This window comes from Rhodococcus sp. LB1 (assembly GCF_001583455.1).
Lineage (GTDB): Bacteria > Actinomycetota > Actinomycetes > Mycobacteriales > Mycobacteriaceae > Rhodococcus_F > Rhodococcus_F opacus.
The window spans coordinates 1-24040 of sequence record NZ_LTCZ01000038.1; the positions used below are offsets into that span (position 1 = coordinate 1).

Sequence of the window (24040 nt, forward strand, 5' to 3'; positions counted from 1 at the left end):
GTCGTGCACCGGTGCACGACCGGATCCGCGCGCGGCTAAGGAGTCGAGGTTGGAGTTTGGCGGCATGACCGGGCACGCGGCGATGCGGCCGGAGATCGCGTTGTCCTGGAAGCGTTCGGCGCTCAGCGGCCTGGAACCGAGTTCGACGCCGACCGGTGACCCCTGCTCCGACCTGGACAAGTCCAGCCGGCTGCTGCAGGCGGCCCGGCCCGTCCTCGACGAAATGGAACAACAGATCCAGGGCACCGGATTCTGTGTCCTGCTCGCCGACCGCGACTGCCGCATCGTCGCCCGGCTCTTCGACGGCCCCGGACTCGAGCGCCTGATCGACGGCGCCGGGGCGGTGCTGGGGTCGAGGTTCGGAGAGGACTGCGTCGGGACCACCGCGCTGGGGACTCCGATGGAGGTCCGGCGCGGTGTCGTGATCCACGGCGAGGAGCACTACCTCGAGCGGTTCAAGGACCTCAGCTGCTACGGACACCCGATCGTGCATCCGGTGACGCGCCGCGTCGAGGGCATCCTCGACATGACAGGCGTCGCGTCGCGTGCCAACCCGCTGTTCGCCCCGTTCCTGGCCCGCGCGGCCGGGGACATCGAACGACGGCTGCTCGAAGGGTCCCGGGTGTCTCAGCAGCGGCTCGTGGACGCGTTTCAGCGGGTCTCGCCGCAGAATCAGATGGCGGTCACCGCGATCGGCGAGGACATTCTGCTCAGCAACCGGGTGGCGCTCGACCTGCTCCAGGTGTCCGATCATGCGACGCTGCGGGGGCTTGCCGCGGACCTGCGTCCGGAGCAGTCGAAGACGGTGCGCATCCAACTGTCCTCGGGCGAACCGGCGTTGGTCCGCGCCGACCGCGTGGCAGGCACGGACGGCGGGGCCGTGTTCGTCGTCCGACCGGACCGCCGGACCAGCACCCCCATCCGACGCGGAAAGTCCCCGTCGAGTTCCGTCGTCGAACGCAGCAGGTCGGAGTTGTCGCGGCTGCGCGAGACCCGGGATCCGGTGGTGATCAGCGGCGAACCGGGAACCGGCAGGACGACGGCGGTCCGCGACCTGGCCGGCGACCGGTCGCTCGTATGTATGGACGCCGCCGCTATCGCTCTCGACGGCGCCGAGGCCTGGGTCGACCGACTTCTCACGCTGGCAGCGGGACCTTCCGCGGTCCTGGCGATCGAGGAAGGGCAACTGCTGCCCGAGTCGATGCTGCCGCTGGTCGTGAAGATGCTGGCGGCCGACGCGGGGCCACGAATCGTGATGACGAGTTCTCCTCTGGGTGACCTGCCGCCGGGCGTGGCGGGTCTGGTGGGCCGCTGCCCCGGACAAGTGGTGCTTCCGCCGCTGCGGCAACGCAGCCGCGAATTCGCTGACATCGCGCAGGGGATCCTCGATTCCGTCGATCCCGGTCTTCGCCTCACCGCGAGCGCGCTCGACGCTCTGATCGCCCGCGACTGGCCGGGCAACATCGCGGAACTGTCCGTGGTGCTGCAGGCTGCCGCGGGCAGGCGCACCAGCGCGAACATCGCCGTCGCGGATCTACCCGACCAGTATCGGACGCCGACGCGGGTGTCCCGGCTGGCCGGCCGCGAACGCGCCGAACGCCAGGCCATCGTCGACGCACTGCAGGAATGCGGCGGCAACAAGGTGCACGCCGCGGCCGCGCTCGGCATCAGCCGCAGCACGCTCTACGTCCGGATCCGAGCCCTCGATATCACCGTCTAGCTGCAGTTTCATCCACCGATCCGCGACCGTCCGGAGGTGTCCGAAGTCAGGACAGTTAGTGATATGGCAACCAGTGCACTATGAGCCACGTCACATTCACAACTTCGGAGGTTTTGATGACAGCGACGATCGAACCCAGCCAAGCGGAACTCTTGCCGTCGGTACGGAACTTTCTGTCCGGCACCAAGCGATTCCTCGTCGGAGGGCAGTGGGTGGAATCGGCGAGCGGCGAGACGTTCGAGACGATCGACCCGGCCACCGGGCAGGTGCTGACCACCGTCGCTCGCGGTGGCGCCGAAGACGTCGACCGCGCGGTCCGGGCCGCACGCACGGCATTCGACGAGGGCCCGTGGGCCACCATGAAGCCCAACGAGCGGGAACGGCTGATCTGGCGGGTCGGCGACATCCTCTCCGAGCGCGCTGAGGAATTCGGCCAGCTCGAGGCGCTGGACAACGGCAAGTCGGCGGGCATCGCCGCGGCTGTCGACGTCGCCTGGTCAGCCGACATCTTCCGCTACTTCGCGGGCTGGGCCACCAAGATCGAGGGCAGCACGGTCAACGTCAGCATGCCGTTCGTCCCCGGTGGCCAGTTCCATGCGTACACGCTGCGTGAACCCGTCGGCGTCTGCGGTCTGATCGTTCCCTGGAACTTCCCGCTGCTCATGGCCGCGTTCAAGCTGGCGCCCGCGCTCGCCGCAGGCAACACGGTGATCCTCAAGCCCGCGGAGCAGACCCCGCTCACCGCGATCCTGCTCGGCGAGGTGTTCGAGGAGGCCGGGTTCCCGCCCGGCGTCGTCAACATCGTCACCGGCTACGGAGACGCGGGCGCGGCACTGTCTGCCCACGACGACGTCGACAAGATCGCGTTCACCGGCTCCACCGAGGTCGGGAAGAAGATCGTCGACGCCGCCAGGGGCAACCTGAAGAAGGTGTCGCTCGAACTCGGCGGCAAGAGCGCCAACGTCGTGTTCGCGGATGCGGACTTCGACGCCGCCGTCACCGGATCGCTCAACGCCTGGCTGTTCAACCACGGCCAGTGCTGCGTCGCCGGCACCCGGATGTTCGTCGAGGACAGCATCTTCGACGACTTCACCGCAGCGGTCGCCGAGGCCGCGAGCCAGGTCAAGATCGGCCCCGGACTCGACCCCACCACCCAACTCGGACCGCTGGTGTCGCAGGAACAGTTCGACAAGGTCACCGGCTACCTGGCCGCCGGACTCGCCGACGGCGCCCGCGCCCTCACCGGCGGAAAGCGCTGGGGCGACACCGGCTTCTACGTCGAGCCGACAGTGTTCGTGGACGTGAAGCCCGAGTTCAGCATCGTCGAGGAGGAGATCTTCGGCCCCGTCGTCGCAGCGCTCCCGTTCAACGCAGAGGAGGGAGTCGCGAAGGCGGCGAACAGCAGCATCTACGGCCTCGCCGCCGGAATCTGGACAAAGGACCTGTCCAAGGCGCACCTCACGGCCCGTCAGCTCAAGGCCGGTTCGGTGTGGATCAACCAGTACAACGGGTTCGACACCGCCATGCCGTTCGGCGGATACAAGCAGTCCGGTTGGGGACGTGAGCTCGGGGCGACCGCCATCGATCTCTACACCCAGACCAAAGCCGTCAACATCGCACTCTGACCGTCACTCAACGAGGAGAAGACATGAAGACCAAAGCAGCGGTTCTGTTCGAAACGCACAAGCCGTTCGAAATCGTGGAACTCGAGCTCGACGGTCCGGGTCCCGGAGAAGTGCTCATCAAGTATGTGGCGGCAGGCCTGTGCCACTCGGACCTGCACCTCACCGACGGCGATCTGCCGCCGCGTTTCCCCATCGTCGGCGGGCACGAGGGTTCCGGCATCATCGAGGAAGTCGGCCCCGGTGTCACCAAGGTGAAGCCCGGCGACCACGTGGTCTGCAGCTTCATCCCGAACTGCGGCACGTGTCGGTACTGCGCCACCGGCCGCCAGAACCTGTGTGACATGGGCGCCACGATCCTCGAAGGCTCGATGCCCGACGGCTCGTTCCGGTTCCACTCCGGCAAGCAGGATTTCGGTGCCATGTGCATGCTCGGCACGTTCGCGGAGCGCGCCACCATCTCGCAGCACTCGGTGGTGAAGGTGGACGACTGGCTCCCGCTCGAGACCGCCGTCCTCGTCGGCTGCGGTGTGCCGTCCGGTTGGGGCACCGCGGTGTACGCCGGCGGAGTTCGCGCCGGTGACACCGTCGTCATCTACGGCATCGGCGGACTCGGCATCAACGCCGTGCAGGGCGCGGTCAGCGCCGGCGCCAAGTACGTCGTGGTGGTGGATCCGGTGGCCATGAAGCGGGAGGCCGCGCTGAAGTTCGGCGCCACCCACGCGTTCGCGGACGCCGCGACCGCGGCGGAGAAGGTCAACGAACTGACCTGGGGACAGGGCGCCGATCAGGCCCTCATCCTGGTGGGAACCGTCGACGAAGAGGTGGTGCAGAACGCGACCGCCGTCATCGGTAAGGGCGGCACCGTCGTCATCACCGGCCTCGCCGACCCTGCCAAGCTCACCGTGCACATCTCGGGAACCGACCTGACCCTGAACCAGAAGACGATCAAGGGTTCGCTGTTCGGCTCGGCCAACCCGCAGTACGACATCGTCCGCCTGCTACGCCTGTACGACGCGGGTCAGCTCAAGCTCGACGAGCTGATCACCACCAAGTACACGCTCGAGCAGGTGAACGAGGGCTACCAGGATCTGCGGGACGGAAAGAACCTGCGTGGCGTGATCGTCCACGAGCAGTAGGCGGCTTCGCGCCCGTGCGCGGTCGACGAGTCCAGAGACTCGCTAACCGCGCACGGGCGCGGAGCGCCACACGTCGGCGAGCAGGTCGTACGTCTTCAGCCAGGACTCGGTGTTCTCGGCGTGGGAGGCGACGATCAGCTCGTCGGCCTGCGCGTGCTCGGCGAATTCGTCGAGGTACGTCTTGACCTCGGTGGGGGTGCCGACGGCCGAGTAGCGCACCATCTGCGCGACCTGCTGACCCGCCGGGGACGTCATGATGAGGTCGACCTCCTCGGGGGTGAACTTCTGCCCGCGGCCGACCATCTGCACCACCCGCCGCCGCAGGGACGCTTCGAACTGCCGGTGCGCGTCCTCGGTGGTGTCCGCGGTGATGGCATTGACGCCGGCGATCACGTACGGCTCGGACAGATCCTCGGACGGCTCGAACCGCTCCCGGTACAGCGTGACGGCATCGACGAGCGAGTCGGGGGAGAAGTGCGACGCGTTGGCGTAGGGGAGTCCGAGCTTCGCGGCGAGCTGCGCGCCGAACAGCGAGGACCCGAGGATGTAGAGGGGAACGTTCGTGCCCTTGCCGGGGATGGCGTCGACGCCGGGTACCCGTGACACACCTCTGAGGTATGCCTGGAGTTCCAGCACGTCCTGCGGGAAGCGGTCCGCGGACGCCGGGTCGCGGCGCAGCGCGTACATCGTCTTCTGGTCGCTGCCCGGGGCGCGTCCGAGACCGAGGTCGATGCGACCGGGGTGCAGTGTCGCGAGGGTGCCGAACTGCTCGGCGATCGTCAGCGGCGCGTGGTTGGGCAGCATGATGCCGCCTGCGCCGAGCCGGATGCTCTCGGTGTGTGCGGCGACGTGCGCGATGAGGACGCTCGTCGCGGACGAGCCGATCGACGGCATGTTGTGGTGCTCCGCATACCAGATCCGGCGGTACCCGCGGGTCTCCGCGAGTTGTGCGAGCTTCACGCTCGCATCGAAACTGTCCCGCGCCGTGTCGCCCTCGCGGATGTAGGCCAGATCCAGAATCGACAGAACAGCGCTCACGGGATTCGTCACCTTTCGTCACCAAGAACAGGCGCGAGAGGTTAGCCTCGCGCACTACCTCTGGGTGCAACCGCAGAGGTAGTGCACGTATTCCGGGCGGCTGGAACGGTCAGGCGTCGACCAGGGGACGCAACGTGCGCCCGGTGAGTTCGACGATGCCGGGTTCGTGCCCGTTGGCGACGAGATTGAGGACGATGCCGTCGATTCCCGTGTCGAGGACACGGGTCTTCAGCTGCTCGGCCACCTCGTCGGGGGCGCCGCAGAACTGCCGGTCGGTGGCGGCGGCGCGTTCCTCGTCCGACGCCTTCGACAGGTCGACACCCTGTGTGAGCAGGAAGTCGTGCTGGAGCTGCCGGGCGCGGTCGCCGTCCTCGTCGATGATGACGAAGGCCAGGTAGCTGGTCTCCAGCGTGGACCGGTCGCGACCGATCTCCGAGCACCGGGCATCGAGAGCCTCGAGCTTGCGCGGCAGTTCACCGGCATTGCAGATGATGTTCAGGTGGTCGGCGAACCGGGCGGCGAGACCGAACGTCTTCTTCTCACCGCCACCTCCGAGCATGATCGGCAGGTTGTCGCGGATCCGCGGCTCGTTGATCGCGTTCTCGACGTGATACCACTTGCCGTCGAACGTCGGACGTTCGCCGTGCAGCATCGGCGCGATGATCTGCAGCGCCTCGTCGAGTCGTTCGAATCGGTCGGTGAACGTGCCGAACTCGTAGCCGTACTGCTTGTGCTCGAGTTCGAACCAGCCGGCGCCGATTCCGAGGACGGCCCGTCCGCCGCTGGCGACGTCCAGGGTGGTCACCGCCTTGGCGAGCATGGGCGGGTTGCGGTAGGTGTTGCCGGTGACCAGCGCGGACAGCTGGATGTTGTCGGTGGCCGTGGCGAGGGCGCCGAGGGCGGCGTACGCCTCGAGCATCGGTTCGTCGGGCGCACCGATACCCGGCAGCTGATAGAAGTGGTCCATCACGAATGCGGTGTCGAAGCCCGCGGATTCGGCCTCACGGGCCTGCGCGACGACAGTCGGGAACAGGTCCGCGACGGGGGTGGAGTAACTGAAATTCGGCATCTGATATCCAAGGCGAATAGTCACCCGTTCGACGCTACTCGGATGGCGGCCGCGGCACCTCCCCGAATTCGAGGGTAGGCAGGTGTGCACCCTGGGGTGCCTGGTGGAGGCGGTGCGCGTCGAGCAGGCTGATGGTTGGTGCCATAGCAGTCGCCGATCCGACATCCGCGACGACTCTGCGCAGTGGGGTGATGGAGTGCAGAGCGCAGCCCGAGGGGGAAAGATGAACATCGATTTCGATTCGCAGCAATCCGGCGGCACGGCGTGCGCCTGCCCGGAAAGGCCCACGCTTGTCCGGCCCGACGTCGCCATCGTGGAACGCCCGCTCGGGCACCCGACGCGACCAACTGTGGGCGCCTTCCCGCTGACCGCGGCGCAGCGGTCCATCTGGTTCGCGCAACAGCTCACGCCGGAGATCCCGTACGTCATCGCCCACTACGTCGATCTGCGCGGTCCGGTCGAACTTGCCGCTCTCTGTGACGCCACCCGTCGCGCGAATCGCGAATTCGGCTGGGGATCGGTGCGCCTGGTGGACATCGACGGGCAGCCGCATCAGGTCGTGGACTCGACCGTCGACGACCGGGTACCGACCACCGACCTTCGCGGCGAGGACGATCCCGTCGACGCTGCCCACCGCTGGATGCGGAACGACCGGAGCGCTCGCACCGACATGTACGACGGACCGCTCCTCGTCTCGCACATTCTGCAGCTGGGCGACGATCACTACTACTGGTACTCCCGCGCTCACCACATCGTGTCGGACGGGTACGCCGCCATGATGCTGATGAGCCGCACGGCCGAACTGTATGTCGCTGCCATCGAGGGCAGGGAACCGCCGTACAGCCGAATCGTGGGACCGGAACCTCTCGTGCGGGAAGACGCGACCTACCGTGCCTCCACCCGGTTCGCCCGGGACCGCGACTACTGGCGCGACACCGGCGGCGACCCGGCTTCGGTCCTCAGCCTCAGCGGCCGCACGGCGCGACCGGACACCGACGCCCGGAGGGCGACCGGGCACACGAGCCCGAGCGGGATCTCACGGAATTCGACGGCCGTGACGGTCGCCGCCTTCGCCTCCTACCTCGCCAGGATGACCGGCGTCGACGACGTCGTCCTCTCGCTGCCGGTGTCGGCGAGAACGACGGCCCGCCTCAGGTATTCGGGCGGTTCGGTGTCCAATGTGATCCCGTTGCGGTTGAAGGGAATCGGCTCTGCCTCCATCCGTGAGGCGGTCGGATCCGCCGAGACAGCGTTGACGGCGGCACTGCGCCATCAACGCTACCGCCGCGAGGACATCGGCCGGGACCTCGCCACGGGCGGTGTCGAACTCATGCATTTCGGTCCGGTGGTCAACGTCATGATGTTCACGAAGGAGATCACGCTCGGCGCCGTGAACGGGACGGTCCGGGTGCTCACCACCGGTCCCGTCGCCGACATCGCCGTCAACATCTATCCCGGGGCCGAGGGCAGTGCCGCCCGGATCGACTTCGAGGGAAATCCGGCACTGTACGACCACGCCGAACTGACCGGACATCACGCGCGTTTCCTCGCCTACCTCGACAGGTTCACCGCATCGATCGAGTCGGAACGACCGGTCGCCGACCTCGACATCTTCCTCGCCGGCGAGCGCGGAGATTTCGCTCCCGCGCAGGGACTTCCGGATGCGGACCCGATCACACTCGACCGCCTCCTCGCGGGGACCGTCGCGAACGCCCCGGAGGCGACCGCGATCCGCGACCGCGGGCGGGAACTGTCCTACGGCGACCTGGACCGGCTCGCCGGCAGGCTCGCCCGCGTCCTGACCGGCCGGGGCATCGGGCCCGAGAGCATCGTCGCGGTCTCCATCCCGCGGTCGCTCGAGTCGGTGCTGGCGTTGTGGGCCGTCGCGAAGGCCGGCGCGGCCTACGTTCCGATCGATCCCTCGCACCCGAGCGCTCGCATCGCGTACACCCTGGACGATTGCGGCGCGACGGTCGGGCTGACCGTCCACTCGGAGCGTTCCCGACTGCCGGGCACCGTCGCATGGCTGACCATCGATATCGACGACCTCGAAAACCTCTGTGAAGAAACCCTCCCCGGTGCGGAACAGACCCGTCCGCTGCTCGTGGACCATCCCGCGTATCTGATCTATACGTCCGGGTCGACGGGAGCGCCGAAGGGCGTCGTCGTCACCCATCGCGGCCTCGCCAACCTCGCGCAGGAGATTCGGGACAAGTACGCGGTGTCCGCGCGTTCTCGTGTCCTGCATTTCGCCTCACCGAGCTTCGACACCGCGCTCGTCGAAGTGCTCGCGGCCTGTGTCGGCGGCGCGACCCTCGTCGTGACCCCGCCCGGGGTGTTCGGCGGCGAGGAACTGTCACGACTGTTGCGCGACGAACACGTCACTCACCTCCTGATGACGCCGTCCGCCCTGGCCGCCATCGACTCCTGCGCGATGGACGAACTGGAGTTGGTGCTGGTCGGAGGGGAGGTGTGTCCGCAGGAGCTGGCGCGGCGGTGGGCCGGTGGCCGAACCATGCGGAACGCGTACGGTCCGACGGAGACGACGTGCAGCGTCACTCTCACGGATCCGGTGTCACCGGACGAGCGGATGACGATCGGCTCTCTCATGCGCGGTGTGGACGCCGTGGTTCTGGATCACCGTCTACGTCCGCTTCCGCCGGGCGCTGTCGGTGAGCTGTACCTCGCCACCCCGGCACTCGCCCGGGGCTACCATCGGCGCCACGGGCCGACCGCTGCCCGGTTCGTCGCCGACCCGTTCGGCCGCAGCGGATCCCGGATGTTCCGCACCGGGGACGTGGTGCGGTGGACGGCGGCAGGAACGCTCGAGTTCCTGGACCGGGCGGACGACCAGATCAAGATCCGGGGAATCCGTGTCGAGCTGGGCGAGATCAACGCCACGCTGAACACGCATCCGGGCGTCGCCTTCGCCGCGACGGTGGTGCAACGGAATTCGGCCGGCGACCCGAACCTGGTGTCCTACATCATGGCCGACGGGGACGCGTCGATCGATCGTGAAACGTTGAAGGCGCACCTGGCACGGTTCCTGCCGGACTACATGGTTCCGAAATCGATCATGCTCGTGAACTCGATCCCGTTGACTCCGACCGGGAAGCTCGACCGGGCGGCGCTCCCGCTGCCGGAGTTCGGCTCGGATTCGGTGCCTCATCGTGACCCCGAGACCCCGGCCGAGCGCCGCGTCGCGCGGGTGTTCGCCCAGGTACTCGGCGTTGCTTCGGTCGGTGCCGATGATTCCTTCTTCGATCTCAGCGGCGATTCGCTGTCGGCCATCCGGGTGGTCGCGACGATCAACGCCGAGCTGGGCACCACTCTGGGCGTGCGTGAACTCTTCGACGCACCGACGGTCGCGGCACTCGCACGGACGATCGCGGAGACCGGCGCACACCCGCAGAACGCGGGGCGCCCCCGCGGGCCGAAGTTGGGCGCCGCACCACTGCCGGACCTGGTGCCGCTGTCCCCGTCGCAGTACTTCATCGACCGCACCGTCGTGCAACCCGCTCTCCACAACATCCCCTTCACGGTACGAGTGCGCGGCGGATTCGACGTCGACGCCCTGCGCTCGGCGATGGCGGATGTGCTGGGCCGGCACCGCTCACTGCGGACGGTGTTTCCCGACTCGCCGTCGGGGCCGTACCAGCGTGTGCTCGACGTGGCCGATGCGTTGCCCGACCTGACTCCGGTGGAGACCGGCGCCGCGGACGTGGAAGCGCAGACGTCGGAGCTGCTGTCCGCGGGATTCGACGTGCGGCGCGAGCCTCCTCTGCGTGCCCGGCTGTTCCGGCTCGGCGACGGCGACCACCTTCTGGCCTGCGTCGTCCACCACATCGCCGCCGACGGCTGGTCGCTCGCACCCTTGGCACGAGATCTCGCCGACTCCTACCGTGCCCGGTCGACCGGCAGTGAGCCCGCGTGGGAGCCCCCGGTCGTGCACTACGCCGACTACACGGTGTGGCGTCGGGCATTGCTCGGCGACGAGAACGACCCGGACAGCATCGCGTCCCAGCAGATCGTCCACTGGACGAAGGAACTGTCGGGACTTCGGGGGGAGCTCGCGCTGCCCACCGATCGCCCCAGGCCGCACCGGTGGACCTATCGAGCGGGACGACTTCCGTTCTCGCTCGACGAGCATGCGCACCGAGGCCTGCTGGCCACCGCGCACGAGCACCACGCCAGCCTGTTCACGGCGCTCAGGTCGGCCGTGGCGGTTCTGCTCGCCCGCGTCAGCGGCGACCCCGACATCGCGATCGGAACTCCGATCGCGGGCCGGGGAGACCCGGCGCTCGACGACGTGGTGGGGATGTTCGTCAACACGCTGGTTCTGCGCACGCGGGTGGACCCGACGATGACGCTGTGCGACATCGTCGATCGGTCACGCGGCGTGGAGCTTCGCGCTCTGGCGAATGCCGACGTGCAGTTCGAGCGACTCGTCCAGGTGCTCGACCCGCCGAGGTCACCGTCCCTGCACCCACTGTTCCAGGTTGCGCTGTCGCTGAACAACTTCGCTCCCGCAGCCCTGAAGGTGTCCGGGCTCGACTTCGAGGTCACACCCCGTCCACTCGACATCGCCAAGTGCGATCTGCACTTCCACTTCACCGAACGTCACGACGTCGACGGCCGGCCCGACGGTATCGACGCCGAACTGGTGTATTCCGCCGACCTCTACGACGTGTCCACCGCACAGGGTTTCGTCGACACGCTGCATACCATCGTCGACCCGATCGGTAGGTGACCCCGCGGAATCGACGTGGTACAGATAGCTCATGAGCGGCATCCGGAGATCTGGTCGGGCAGCGGCGCTCGTCGCGGTCGTCCTCGCACTGGCCGCCTGCTCCGACCAAGCAGGCACCGCAGTGAGCGAGCCGTCGACAACGACGACCGTGTCCGCCGCGGACACGTCCAGTGCCGAGGCGACCACGCCCGCGAGCCTGCCGTACACGGAGACGGAGCTGCAGGTCACGGGTTCCACCGGCCGTGTCGGCTACGACGTCCTCATCCCGCAGATCGAGGGTGGAAATCCGGCGGTCACCGCCGAGTTCAACGAATCGATGCGGGCCGCACTCCAGGACCAGATCGACGGCTCGGGCACCGACGCCTTCACGCTGAGCAGCCAGGAGCACAGCGTCGCGCACATCGGCGAGCACGTGATCAGCGGTCTGCTGGTGACGTCGTGGAACGCCGATCCGCCCGGTGCGCATCCCACCCCGATCGTCGCGACGGTGGTGGTGAATGCCGATACGGCCGCGCCGATCACGCTTGCCGATCTCTTCCCCGACCTGCCTGCGGGACTGCAGGCGCTGTCGGACGAATCCGCGCGTCTGCTCCCCGCGACGGTCGCGGGACCGGATTTCGAGCGCAGCGGCATCGAACCGACCGAGGCGAACTTCGCCAACTGGCTGGCCACCCCGGCAGGCATGGAGATCCATTTCAACGACTACCAGGTGGGACCGCACGCCATCGGACTCGTCACCGTCACCGTGCCGTGGGACGCCCTGACCGACGTGATCGACCCCGCTCTCGCTCCCGTCGTGTCCAGTTAGGCGCTGCCCGACCGCTCACCGGGAACGAACCTGTGGCCGCCCCGGTGCGGCGACCTACCGTCCCAGACAGGCCTTGCTGCCGAATGTGTCTGTCGAATGGGAGAGGAGCGCGCCCGTGAGTGCACGCACCGAAGTTGATGCTCGTGCGAATCGGATCGGCGACGTGGACGCGGTTGTCGTCGGCGCGGGATTCGCGGGTCTGTACGCCGTCCACAAGCTGCGGAGCCTGGGGCTGACCGTCCAGGGTGTGGAGGCGGCGGGAGGCGTCGGCGGGACGTGGTTCTGGAACCGCTATCCCGGCGCCCGGTGCGACGTGGAAAGCGTCGACTATTCGTACTCGTTCTCGCGGGAACTCGAGCAGGAGTGGGACTGGAGCGAGAAGTACGCCACCCAGCCCGAGATCCTGGCATACATCCATCACGTGGCGGACCGGTTCGACCTGCGTGACCGTTTCCTGTTCGGTACCCGGGTGACCTCCGCGGAACTGGACGAGGAGACGCTCCGGTGGGAGGTGCGCACCGACCGCGGCGACGTCCTGTCCGCCCGGTACTGCGTCTTCGCGACCGGTGCGCTGTCCACCGCGAACACGCCGAACATTCCGGGCCGCGAATCGTTCACCGGCGACACGCATCACACCGGCCGGTGGCCGCACGAGGGTGTCGACTTCACCGGCAGGCGGGTCGGGATCATCGGCACCGGTTCCTCGGGGATTCAGTCGATTCCCCTCATCGCCGAGCAGGCCGAGCACCTGTACGTGTTCCAGCGCAGCGCCAACTACAGCGTCCCGGCGGGCAACCAGACGTGGGACGACGAGATCCGGCGCGCGATCAAGGCGGGATACGACGAGCGCCGACGGCTGTCCCGGGAGAGCGGTGGCGGCTCGCCGTACAACGCGCACCCGAAGTCCGCGCTGGAGGTCTCCGACGAGGAACGTCGCGACGCCTACGAGACGCGATGGAAGCTCGGCGGGGTGCTGTTCGCGAAAACCTTTCCGGACCAGACGAAGACCGAGGCCGCGAACGCGACGGCACGCGACTTCGCCGAGGAGAAGATCCGCCTGCTCGTCGACGACCCCGCCGTCGCGGACAAGCTGATCCCGAACGATCACCCCATCGGGACCAAGCGGATCGTCACCGACACCCACTACTTCGAAACGTACAACCGGCCGAACGTCACCCTGGTGGATCTGAAGGCGGCGCCGATCGAATCGATCACCCCGTCGGGTATCACCACCGCCGACGCCGACTACGCCCTGGACACGCTGGTGTTCGCCACCGGATTCGACGCCATGACCGGCGCCCTCGACCGCATGCGGATCGTCGGGCGCGACGGTGTGTCGCTGTCCGAGTACTGGAGTGAGGGACCGAAAACCTATCTCGGTCTGGGTGTTCCGGGGTTCCCGAACCTGTTCGTCGTGACAGGCCCGGGGAGCCCGTCGGTGCTGGCGAACATGGTGCTCGGCGCCGAACAGCACGTCGACTGGATCGCGGACTGCATCGAGCACCTGTGGGAGAAGGACCACGACGCGATCGAGGCGTCCGTCCCCGCCACCGAGCAGTGGGTGGAGCACTGCCGTGAGCTCGCCGCGCAGACCCTGTTCCCGTTGGCGAACTCCTGGTACATGGGCGCCAACATTCCGGGCAAGCCCCGCGTGTTCATGCCGTACCTGGGAGGCTTCGGCGCGTACGGGCGGATCTGCGCGGACGTCGCGGAGGAGGGGTTCCGCGGTTTCGAGTTCAGCCGGTCCCGGACGAGGCTGGCCGACCCGGTGGGATAGTTTCCCAGACATTGGTCAGCCAGGGAGTGCGTACGTGGCCCACGCCTGCGCGAGCACGTCACCACCCTGCGTGCACGTGACGGTGACGTCCGCCATGCGTGTGCCGTCCTGGACGTACGTCTGCTGAAGCGACGACGTGAAGTCCGCACCGGACGGCACGGCCCGCCGGATGCGGGTCCGGAACCTGCGGAGGGCACCGGGGAACTGCTCGGCGCAGTAGCGCTCCAGCAGGTCCACCGATTGGTCGTCGGGCGTGACGGTCCCGGTGAAGCTGTTCGTCCAGAACTCGAAGACCAGCTGCTCGTCGCGGTTGCGGAAGCGGACGAGCAGGTCGTGGTCGCCCACCTTCCGGACCTGCGCGGACAGGGCGTCGTCCGACGTCCGGTGCGGTCGCAGCAGGAGGAAGTCCTGTTCGACGGCCGCCCCCGGCTCGGGTGCGACGACCACCCCGCTCGGGACGGCGTCGGCGCAGAGCCGGCGAACCTCCGCTGTGCACGGCTGCGAAGAGATGAGTGCGGCCATCGTTCCTCCCAATTCACGGGTATGTGATCCGCACGGTAGTCGCCGCGAGCGGTGCACGGGGGGTGTGGTCCCTGTGATCGGGACGCCGACGTTCCGCCGAAGTGGGTGGATGCGAAAGCCTCTCGCTGAGTGGGAGAGTCGGGTACCGCTGCGGACCCGTCGCGCCGACTATGAGCTACACCACACCCCGAGGGTGTTCTTGACGTACAGCGAGGCGGAGGTAGACATGGCGCGCAACAGTGCCGTTGACGGCGACGAAGTCCGGATGATCGAAGTAGGATCGGCACCAACGCGTTTCGCGCGTGGGTGGCATTGCCTGGGGCTGGCGAATACCTTCAGGGACGGTGCCCCGCATCAGGTCGATGCGTTCGGAACGTCGCTGGTGGTGTTCGAAACCTCCGACGGCACCCTCAGTGTGCTCGACGCCTATTGCCGTCACATGGGTGGCAACCTGGCGCACGGCACCGTGAAGGGCGATTCCATCGCGTGCCCGTTCCACGACTGGCGCTGGGGCGGCAACGGCAAGTGCACGGGAATCCCGTACGCGCGACGTGTCCCGCCGCTGGCGCGGACTCGGGCCTGGACGACCATCGAGCGCAACGGGCAGCTCTACGTCTGGAACGACCCGCAGGGCAACCCGCCGCCCGCCGACGTGACGATTCCCGAGATCGAGGGATTCGGCTCCCCGGAATGGACCGACTGGACCTGGAATTCGCTGCTCGTCGAGGGCTCGCACTGCCGCGAGATCGTCGACAACGTGGTCGACATGGCGCACTTCTACTACGTCCACTTCTCGTTCCCGCGCTACTTCAAGAACGTCTTCGAAGGGCACGTGGCCACCCAGTACATGCAGTCGACACCCCGCCACGACATCTCGGTGGGCACCAGCTACGACGACCCCAATTCGACGCTGCGCTCGGACGCGTCGTACTTCGGCCCGTCCTACATGATCGACAAGCTGTGGAGCGAAGCGAACGGCATGATGATCGAGACGGTGCTGATCAACTGTCACTACCCGGTCACCGCGAATTCGTTCGTCCTGCAGTGGGGCGCCATGGTGAAGAAGCCCGAGGGGCTGTCGGACGAGGTGGCGAACGGAATGGCGGCGCAGTTCGCCGAGGGCGTGGAACTCGGGTTCAAGCAGGACGTCGACATCTGGCTGAACAAGTCGCGCATCGACAACCCGCTGCTGTCGGAGGAGGACGGGCCGGTGTACCAGCTGCGTCGCTGGTACCAGCAGTTCTACGTGGACGTCGAGGACATCACCGACGACATGACCAAGCGCTTCGAATTCGAGATCGACACCACCAGGGCGGTGCAGAGCTGGGAGGCGGAGGTTGCCGACAACCTCGCCAACGGCGTCGTGCCGCTCGACACCAACGCCTGAGCCCGGCTCCGAAAAGAAGGACACGACAGATGACCCACGAGGTTCTCGACAACATCATGGCGATCGCGGATCAGCTCCGCGATCAGGCGCCCGAGGCCGAGCGGATCGGCCGGCTGCCCGACGACACGGCGAAGAAGCTCCGTGAGGCCGGACCGATCAAGCTCCTTCAGCCCGGCAAGTACGGCGGCTACGAGGCTCATCCGCGCGAGTTCGCGGAGACGGTGATGGCCGCGGCGTCCCTCGACCCGGCCACGGGCTGGGTGTGCGGCATCGTCGGCGTGCACCCCTGGCAGCTGGCGTTCGCCGACCCGAAGGTGCAGGACGAGGTGTGGGCGGCCGACTCCGACACCTGGATGGCCTCGCCGTACGCGCCGACCGGGATCGCGACCCCGGTCGACGGCGGCTACCTCTTCAGCGGTCGCTGGCAGTTCTCGTCGGGAACCGATCACTGCGACTGGATCTTCCTCGGTGCGATGCTCGGCGACAAGGACGGCGCGATGGCCCTGCCGCCGAAGATGCTGCACATGATCCTGCCGCGCAGCGACTACGAGATCGTCGAGGACTCGTGGAACGTCGTCGGGCTCAAGGGCACCGGTTCCAAGGACATCGTCGTCCGCAACGCCTTCGTCCCCGACTACCGGGTGATGGACGCCGACGAGGTCATGAACGGCACCGCGGTGCAGAAGTTCGGGCGCACCGAGACGCTGTACAACATGCCGTGGTCGACGATGTTCCCGCTCGGAATCTCCTCCGCCGTGGTGGGAATCGCCGAGGGCGCTCTGGCCGCTCACCTCGACTACCAGCGCGACCGCGTCGGCGCGCAGGGCACTGCGATCAAGGACGACCCCTACGTGCTGTTCGCGGTCGGCGAGGCCGCGGCCGACATCAATGCCGCACGCCAGGAACTCCTCGCCAACGTCGACAGGATCTGGGACCTCGTCGAGTCGGGCCGGGAGGTCACGTTCGAGGACCGCGCGGCCGGGCGCCGGACGCAGGTGCGTGCCGCGTGGCGTGCGGTCACCGCCGTCGACCAGATCTTCGCCCGCTCCGGCGGCAACGCGCTGCGCATGGACAAGCCGCTGCAGCGGTACTGGCGGGACGCGCACGCAGGCCTGGCGCACGCCATCCACGTGCCGAGCACCGTCTACCACGCCTCCGCGCTCAGCTCGCTCGGCCTCGACCCGGCCGACAACCTCAAGTCGATGATCTGACCGCCGTCGGACCTCGAAAACAGCAGAAGGACAACACATGACAGACATCAAGGGGCTTGGCTACGTCAAGATCCAGACCAACGACCTGGAGCGCTGGCGCACGTTCGCATTCGACGTGCTCGGATTCGCCCAGGGCACGGGCCCGGACGAGGACGCCCTGTACCTCCGCATGGACGAGCGCGCGGCCCGCATCGTGATCGTGCCGGGCGAGACGGACGAGGTCGTCACCATCGGGTGGGAGGTCCGCGATCACGCGGGCCTGGTCCGCGTCCAGGAGGCGGTCGAGGGCGCCGGGATCGCCGTCAAACCGCTGTCGGTGGAAGAAGCCGACGCACGGCGCGTCGAAGAGGTCGTCACGTTCCAGGATCCGACCGGTGCGACGATCGAGATCTTCCACGGCGCCGTCCTCGACCACAGCCCGGTGGTCACCCCGTTCGGCGCGAAGTTCGTCACGGGGGCGCAGGGCCTCGGCCACGTGGTGCTGCCGGTGATGGACTTCAGCGGGGCATTCGACTTCTACACCGAGGTGCTCGGCTTCCTGCCCCGCGGCGCCTTCCGCATCCCGGCACCGCCGGAGTTCGGTCCGATGCGGGTGCGCTTCATGGGCGTCAACGAGCGGCACCACAGCCTGGCGCTGTGCCCGGCACCGCACGGCGGCGCGCCCGGTCTGGTGCACATCATGGTGGAGGTCGACACGCTCGACGCCGTCGGGCAGGCTCTCGACCGCGTCGTCAAGGACGGGTTCTCCGTCTCGTCGACCCTCGGCCGCCACACCAACGACAAGATGGTGTCGTTCTACGTGCGTGCCCCCGGCGGCTGGGACATCGAGTTCGGCACCGAGGGCACGAAGGTGGACGAGAAGTACTACTCCGCGGAGGAGATCACCGCCGACAGCTACTGGGGCCACGACTGGTCCGGAAGCGAACCGCTGGCCGCGATGTAAACGGGTGTCCGGGCCCGGTGTGTGTATCCACTCGATGCGTGCGCCGGGCCTTTGGGCTGTTCGGGACCGTTTGCCCGGCACTATTGCAAATAGGTATATGCCTATTTATAGTAAGTGTCGCCAGTCACACACCGCGTCGCCGCACCGAGCAGCGCCGCTACGGAGGTCCCCATGACGACGACACTCAGCCCCACCCCCACCGCCGGCCTCGATCGCGCCGCCCTTCTCCTCGACGCGTTCGACGGCCCGGGCAGACTCACGCTCGCGCAGATCGTGCGCCGCACGGGGCTTCCGCGCTCCTCCGCGCACCGGATGCTCGAACGTCTCGTCCAGCTGCGGTGGCTCCGCCGGGAAGGCCGGGATTACGAACTCGGGATGCGCCTGTTCGAACTCGGGTCGCTGGCCGTGCACCAGGACCGTCTGCACCGGGCAGCCCTGCCCTTCCTGCACGAACTCCACCGGCTCACCGGGCACGCCGTGCACCTCGCGGTACTCGAGGGAATCGACGTCGTCTATCTGGAGAAGATCGCCGGACGGTTCGGCGTCGGGTTGCCGTCCCGCGTCGGCGGCCGCCAGCCCGCACACTGTACGAGTGTCGGCAAGGTGCTGCTGGCCCATTCGCCCGAGTCCGTGGTCGACCGCGTCGTCGAAGCGGGTCTGCCCCGCAGCACACGTTTCAGCATCGACTCACCCGCGGCGTTTCGCACCGAGTTGCAGAAGACCCGCGAACGCGGAGCGGCCTACGACCGGGAAGAGGATCTCGTCGGCGTCAGCTGCGTCGCCGTGCCGGTGGGCACCGAGGACAACGTGGTCGCGGCCATCTCCGTGTGCGGCCCGAGCAGCCAGATCAAGCTCGATCACCGTCTGACCGCGCCGATTCGCATGTCCGCCAAGGGAACCTGGCGTAACTACATGTCGACCGCGACGCCGGCCGCCGGACGCGCCGACCGATACTCCGCCTGAGGCGGGCGAAGGAGCACGAATGCCGTTCGACGAGCAGGCCGAGACCATCCTCCGGGGACTGAACGAGAACTTTCCCCGGGTGGAGACCATGACGGGTGCCCAGGCGCGGGCGGCGACGAAGGCGGGACGCAAGGCCGTCGCCGACCCCGAGCCGGTCGGTAGTGTGCGCGACCGGGAGATCCCCGGCGGGGCCGGACCGATTGCGGCACGCATCTATTCGCCCGCGGGGGACCCCGCGGAGTCCCTGCCCATCGTCGTCTTCTTCCACGGCGGCGGGTTCGTGATCTGCGACCTCGACAGCCACGACGGCTTCTGTCGCGCGTTGTGCAACGGGATCGGAGCCGTCGTCGTCTCCGTCGACTACCGACTCGCCCCGGAATCGCAGTGGCCCGCCGCAGCGGACGACGCCTACGCCGCGACGTGCTGGGTCGCGCAGCACGCCCGCGCGTTGGGCGGAGATCCGGACCGGCTCCTCGTCGCCGGCGACAGCAGCGGGGGCAACCTTGCGGCCGTCGCGGCGCTGATGGCCCGGGACCGGGAGGCCCCCGCTGTCGCCGGACAGCTACTGATCTACCCCGTCATCGAACCGGTCTTCGACACCGAGTCCTACGAGGAATTCGCGGAGGATCACTTCCTCACCCGCTCTGCGATGCAATGGTATTGGGATCAGTACCTGCCGACCCACCGCGAGAACGTTCCCGCCTACGCCGCCCCGGTCCGGGCGGAGGACCTCGGCGGGCTTCCACCCGCGATCGTGCTCACCGCCGAACGCGATCCCCTCCGGTACGAGGGGGAGAAGTACGCCGCGGCGCTCGCCGACGCCGGTGTTCCCGTGCAGTGCCGACGGGTCGAAGGAATGTTCCACGGATTCTTGACGATCGACCCGCTGGCCGCGGCGCAGACCGCGCGGCGAGAGCTGTGGCCTGAGCTCCGGAATCTGGTGGCAGAACCGGTGCGGACTCCGTCCGACTAGTCTTAGCGCTCCGCCTCGTCGTCCGCGTCCCGTGCCGCCTTCATCGCGGCCTGGTACTCCTGCTGCGCCGCGCGGGAGCGCCGGATCGAATGTGATTCGGTCGGTTTCGGCACACCGGGATGTTCCGGCGTCCCTTCACCGTGCATCCGCTCGACGGCCTCGTCGATGTCGGCGAGCATCTGCTTCGCGAGCTCGCTCTCGGCCGCGTAGTAGCGCTCGGACCATTTATTGACCATGTGCGCGAACGCCCACGTGGGTTCGACGTCGGAATCGCGGGCGTCGAGCGCGGCCTGCCTGCTCATCCCCTCCACGTACGAGATATGCTCCTTCAGGGCATCTTTGAGCTGTTCCGGCTCGGTGAGGTGCCCGAGCCACATGCGCAGCATCACACCGTGCTTGAGAACGGGTGGATCGATCGGCGCCTCCCGCGCCCAACTGCGTATGACGGCCATGCCCGCGTCCGTGATCTTGTACAGGCGCTTGGGTTTCACCCGTGCCTCGTCGTCCACGACGGTCCGTGACGTCACATATCCCAGGTCCTCGAGCTTCTTCAGCTCCGAGTACACCTGGCTGAAGGACGGGCTCCAGTAGAAGAACCGCACACTGTACGACGCCCACTTCTTCAGGTCGTAGCCGGACAGCTCCTCGCCGAACGACAGGATGCCGAGTACCGGCCAGCTCGTGGAGCGGAGGCCGGCGAACCCGGAACTCTGTGTGGGGTCGGACGATGGCATTTCCCGAGCCTATCAACCGTGCGCCGCCGACCGGACAGCGCGAAACCCTGCCGCTGGGCGGGACGAGGCATTCCCCGCCGGAAGGCACCGCGGCCAGGCTGAACGCAACCCGTCGATCCGAGGAGACACGATGACCCGAACCGAAGAACCCGTGCCGCCGGTGGCACGACGCATCGACCCCGCCGAGCTCAAGTCGGTGCTCGGGCACTTCTGCACCGGAGTCACGGTGATCACCGCGCACGACGGCGAGAGCCCCCACGGCTTCACATGCCAGTCCTTCGTGTCGCTGTCGCTGGACCCGCCGTACGTGTCGTTCAGCCCCGCACGGACGTCGACCAGCTGGCCGCGGCTGCGGGCGAGTGAACACGTCTGCGTCAACGTTCTCGCTCACGACCAGCGCGACGTGTGCGGGACGTTCGCGACCAGCGGCGCCGACAAGTTCGCCGACGTCGGGTGGTCGCACGCCCGCAACGGTGCCCCGGCGCTGGACGGCGTGCTGGCCCAGGTGCAGGCCACCGTCGAATTCGAGCACGACGCCGGCGACCACACCATCGTCGTCGCGCGCGTCACCGGCCTGGACGTGCTCAGGGATGCGCCGCCGCTCCTGGTGTACCGCGGCGGGCTCGGCATCTTCACCGCGGCCACCTAGCCGCGCTTTCTCCCGCGCGGCGGCGGTGCCGCTGTCTCCCGCTCCGCGGGAAGGACTGTGGGAAAAAGCAATTGACACCGGCAGGGTGTGATCGAGACCACTTCGGAAGGTGTGCACGATGAGCGTAGACGAGCAGAACTGGGACCGGGAGGTAGATCTCCTGGTGGTCGGCAGCGGTGCCGGTGGAATGACTGCCGCCCTGGCCGGGGCCGAGCGAGGACTCGACACCCTCGTCGTCGAAAAGTCCGGGGTGTACGGCGGTTCGACGGCCCTGTCGGGTGGCGCCCTGTGGATTCCCAACTCGCCGATCCTCGTCCGTGAAGGCCGCGCCGACGACCCCGGCGACGTCCGGAAGTACCTGGAGTCGATCGTCGGCGACAGCGTGCCGGCCGAGCGCCTCGACGCGTACATCGAGCAGGGGCCGGCCATGATGCGGTTCTTCGAACAGAACTGCCCGCACCTCCGGTTCTCCTGGTGCGAGGACTATTCCGACTACCACCCCGAGAACGTGGGCGGACGGCCGAAGGGGCGGACGGTCGAACCGCTGCCGTTCGACATGAACCAACTCGGCGCCGACGGTGACCTGCAGCGACCGAACTCCCTCGCGATGCCGGGCGGGCTGTACATGACGTCCACCGAGTTCCGCCACCTCAACATGTTCTTCCGCACCTGGGCCGGACGCAGGACCGCGCTGGGCGTCGGCTGGCGGTCGGTCGTGGCGATGTTGCGGCGCAGGCGGATGGAGACTCTGGGGCAGGCACTCGTCGGCCGGCTGCGGCTCACGCTCCAGGAGGCAGGGGTTCCGCTGTGGCTGAACTCCCCACTGAAGGGGCTGGTCACGGACGAATCGGGAGCTGTCACGGGCGCGGTCGTCGAGTCCGGGGGACAGGAACTGCGCATCCGTGCCCGCCGCGGCGTCATGATGGCCACCGGCGGATTCGAGCACAGCGAGGAGATGCGGAAGCGGTACCTCCGGGAGGGCGGCAAGGACAACTACAGCGCCGGCTCGCCCGACAACACCGGAGACGGAATCGTCGCGGGGGAGCAGGTCGGCGCCGCCGTCGATCTGATGGACGACGCCTGGTGGATGCCGTCGTTCCGGCGGCCGGACGGCATCATGCACGTCCTGGTGTCGGAGCGGTCGATCCCGCCGTCGCTGATCGTCGACCAGAACGGCAGGAGGTTCACCAACGAGGCGTCCCCGTACGTGTCGTTCGTCCACGACCAGATCGCCGGTGGTCACGACCCGGTGTGGTTCGTGTTCGACTCGAAGGCCAAGAGCCGCTACCAGTTCGGTGGGGTGATGCCCGGGCAGAAGTTCCCCGCGGAATGGTTCGAGACGGGGCTGATGCAACGCGCGGCATCCCTCGGCGAGCTCGCGCAGACGATGGGCGTTCCCGCGGAGTCGCTGTCCGCGGAGATCGCCCGGTTCAACGGTTTCGCCCGTGCGGGAGTCGACGCCGACTTCGGCCGCGGTGACAGCGCCTACGACCGGTACTACGGCGACCCGCGACTGCCCAACCCGACCATGGACGAGGTCGACCGGGCCCCGTACTACGCGGTGCGGATGGAAGCCGGTGACCTCGGCACCAAGGGCGGGCTCGTGTGCAACGAGCACAGCCAGGTGTGCCGCGGCAGCGGCGAACCGATCCCCGGGCTCTACGCCACCGGCAACACGTCGGCGTCCGTAATGGGCAACGACTATGCCGGTGCGGGCGCGACGATCGGTCCCGCGATGGTGTTCGGCTGGGTGGGCGCTCGGCATGCAGCCGGGGCGGGGCCCCGCACCGCAATGTCACCGGGGCGGTGAGCTGAGTGCTTCCGGTCGAATGCCGGCGCTGCGGTAACGCGGTGCTCGTGGAGAAATACAGCGAGGCGCACACGAGCGTGCAGTGGCTGGGCGACGCCGAGCAGACCTGCCCGGAGTTCGCACTGCGTGCGCAGGAGGGGGAGCACTCGATGTTCGTCCCCACCTGCGGCGCGCTGCGTGGATCGATCGACGATGCGGTGGAGGACGGGCGGGTGGGGCTCTCCCTGCGCAGTTACCCGACTCCCGGCCGCCTGGACTAGAGGGGACAACCGATGTCACGGATGGCAGGCAAGGTCGCCTTCATCACCGGTGCCGGGAACGGCATGGGACGCAGTCACGCGGTCCGGCTCGCGGAGGAGGGCGCCGACGTCGTCGTCGTCGATCTGCCGTCGGCCGAGGCGGATCTCGCCGAAACCGGAAGGCTGGTCGGCGAACTCGGCCGGCGCGCGGTCGTCGCCCACGCCGATGTGCGTGACCCGTCCGCGTTGCGGGCGGCCGTCGATGCCGGAGTCGCGGAACTGGGGCCCCTCGACGTCGTCGTCGCGAATGCGGGTGTTTGCGACAACCCCGGCCCGGCGTGGTCGATCGACGACGCGGTCTGGCACCGATCGCTCGACGTCAACCTCACCGGCGTCTGGAACACGGCGAAGGCCGCGGTCCCGGCGATGCGGGACGGCGGCGGTTCCGTCGTGATCGTCAGTTCGACCGCAGGCATCAAGTCGGTGGCCGGGGCCGCCCACTATTCGGCGTCCAAGACCGCCGTGGTCGGGTTGGCCCGGACCCTCGCCAACGAACTCGGACCGCAGTTCATCCGGGTGAACGTGCTGCACCCCGGTGCCGTCGGCACCCGTATGACCCTCAACCCGGAGACGATGGCGCGGCTGCGGCCGGACCTCGAAAATCCGACCCGGGACGACGTCGTCCC

At 68.0% G+C, this 24040-nt stretch carries 19 protein-coding genes; 15 read left to right on the top strand and 4 right to left on the bottom strand.

What is annotated here, in order from left to right; all coding sequences use genetic code 11:
* Positions 1-64: 64 nt before the first annotated feature.
* The 3 genes from AZG88_RS07715 to AZG88_RS07725 all read left to right on the top strand — a co-directional run bounded on the left by AZG88_RS07715 (position 65) and on the right by AZG88_RS07725 (position 4481).
* Entirely contained in the window at positions 65-1720 is a 1656-nt protein-coding gene (locus AZG88_RS07715) for a sigma-54-dependent Fis family transcriptional regulator (protein WP_061697369.1), read from the top strand.
* 116 nt (positions 1721-1836) lie between these two features.
* Positions 1837-3345 (top strand): aldehyde dehydrogenase family protein, encoded by a 1509-nt coding sequence (locus tag AZG88_RS07720; RefSeq protein ID WP_011595222.1) that lies wholly within the window; start codon positions 1837-1839, stop codon positions 3343-3345.
* Positions 3346-3368: 23 nt separating this feature from the next.
* Entirely contained in the window at positions 3369-4481 is a 1113-nt protein-coding gene (locus AZG88_RS07725; RefSeq protein ID WP_061041241.1) for an NDMA-dependent alcohol dehydrogenase, read from the top strand.
* A 42-nt stretch (positions 4482-4523) separates the two neighbouring features.
* Here the strand turns inward: AZG88_RS07725 and AZG88_RS07730 are convergent, their stop codons facing one another.
* Together AZG88_RS07730 and AZG88_RS07735 are read right to left on the bottom strand one after the other, a co-directional pair.
* A complete protein-coding gene (locus tag AZG88_RS07730) occupies positions 4524-5519 on the bottom strand; it encodes an LLM class flavin-dependent oxidoreductase (RefSeq protein WP_061697377.1) in 996 nt (331 codons plus the stop codon).
* A 109-nt stretch (positions 5520-5628) separates the two neighbouring features.
* A complete protein-coding gene (locus AZG88_RS07735; RefSeq protein WP_061697370.1) occupies positions 5629-6612 on the bottom strand; it encodes an LLM class F420-dependent oxidoreductase in 984 nt (327 codons plus the stop codon).
* A gap of 199 nt (positions 6613-6811) precedes the next feature.
* On the opposite strand from AZG88_RS07735, the gene AZG88_RS07740 reads away from it, so the two are divergent.
* The 3 genes from AZG88_RS07740 (at position 6812) to AZG88_RS07750 (ending at position 13923) form a co-directional block, all read left to right on the top strand.
* Positions 6812-11338 (top strand): non-ribosomal peptide synthetase, encoded by a 4527-nt coding sequence (locus AZG88_RS07740; RefSeq protein ID WP_061697371.1) that lies wholly within the window; start codon positions 6812-6814, stop codon positions 11336-11338.
* A gap of 31 nt (positions 11339-11369) precedes the next feature.
* The gene (locus AZG88_RS07745; RefSeq protein ID WP_005251169.1) at positions 11370-12146 is read left to right on the top strand and encodes an RsiV family protein; all 777 of its coding nucleotides are present in this window, start codon (positions 11370-11372) and stop codon (positions 12144-12146) included.
* Between the two features lie 154 nt (positions 12147-12300).
* Positions 12301-13923 carry a flavin-containing monooxygenase gene (locus AZG88_RS07750; RefSeq protein WP_061697378.1) on the top strand — a complete coding sequence of 541 codons (1623 nt, stop codon included), beginning with the start codon at positions 12301-12303 and terminating at the stop codon, positions 13921-13923.
* A gap of 15 nt (positions 13924-13938) precedes the next feature.
* Here AZG88_RS07750 and AZG88_RS07755 read toward each other — a convergent pair whose 3' ends face one another.
* The gene (locus tag AZG88_RS07755) at positions 13939-14445 is read right to left on the bottom strand and encodes a hypothetical protein (RefSeq protein ID WP_061041239.1); all 507 of its coding nucleotides are present in this window, start codon (positions 14443-14445) and stop codon (positions 13939-13941) included.
* A gap of 226 nt (positions 14446-14671) precedes the next feature.
* Here AZG88_RS07755 and AZG88_RS07760 point away from each other — a divergent pair, with 226 nt between their 5' ends.
* From AZG88_RS07760 to AZG88_RS07780, 5 genes are all read left to right on the top strand, one after another.
* Positions 14672-15832 (top strand): Rieske 2Fe-2S domain-containing protein, encoded by a 1161-nt coding sequence (locus AZG88_RS07760; protein WP_037182512.1) that lies wholly within the window; start codon positions 14672-14674, stop codon positions 15830-15832.
* A 29-nt stretch (positions 15833-15861) separates the two neighbouring features.
* A complete protein-coding gene (locus AZG88_RS07765; protein ID WP_005251181.1) occupies positions 15862-17043 on the top strand; it encodes an acyl-CoA dehydrogenase family protein in 1182 nt (393 codons plus the stop codon).
* Positions 17044-17080: 37 nt separating this feature from the next.
* A complete protein-coding gene (gene bphC, locus AZG88_RS07770; protein WP_061697372.1) occupies positions 17081-17986 on the top strand; it encodes a biphenyl-2,3-diol 1,2-dioxygenase in 906 nt (301 codons plus the stop codon).
* Between the two features lie 171 nt (positions 17987-18157).
* Positions 18158-18949, top strand: coding sequence for an IclR family transcriptional regulator (locus AZG88_RS07775; protein ID WP_061697373.1), 792 nt, complete (start codon positions 18158-18160; stop codon positions 18947-18949).
* Between the two features lie 19 nt (positions 18950-18968).
* Positions 18969-19922, top strand: coding sequence for an alpha/beta hydrolase (locus tag AZG88_RS07780; RefSeq protein ID WP_005251187.1), 954 nt, complete (start codon positions 18969-18971; stop codon positions 19920-19922).
* Between the two features lie 2 nt (positions 19923-19924).
* Here AZG88_RS07780 and AZG88_RS07785 read toward each other — a convergent pair whose 3' ends face one another.
* Entirely contained in the window at positions 19925-20656 is a 732-nt protein-coding gene (locus AZG88_RS07785; protein WP_061697374.1) for a PadR family transcriptional regulator, read from the bottom strand.
* A gap of 130 nt (positions 20657-20786) precedes the next feature.
* Here AZG88_RS07785 and AZG88_RS07790 point away from each other — a divergent pair, with 130 nt between their 5' ends.
* From AZG88_RS07790 to AZG88_RS07805, 4 genes are all read left to right on the top strand, one after another.
* On the top strand, positions 20787-21305 hold the full coding sequence (locus tag AZG88_RS07790) for a flavin reductase family protein (protein ID WP_025433248.1): 519 nt from the start codon (positions 20787-20789) through the stop codon (positions 21303-21305).
* Between the two features lie 118 nt (positions 21306-21423).
* A complete protein-coding gene (locus AZG88_RS07795) occupies positions 21424-23115 on the top strand; it encodes an FAD-binding protein (RefSeq protein WP_061697375.1) in 1692 nt (563 codons plus the stop codon).
* 5 nt (positions 23116-23120) lie between these two features.
* A complete protein-coding gene (locus AZG88_RS07800) occupies positions 23121-23375 on the top strand; it encodes a hypothetical protein (RefSeq protein ID WP_005251194.1) in 255 nt (84 codons plus the stop codon).
* A 12-nt stretch (positions 23376-23387) separates the two neighbouring features.
* A partial coding sequence (locus AZG88_RS07805; protein ID WP_082833255.1) for an SDR family NAD(P)-dependent oxidoreductase occupies positions 23388-24040 on the top strand: 653 nt, incomplete at its 3' end.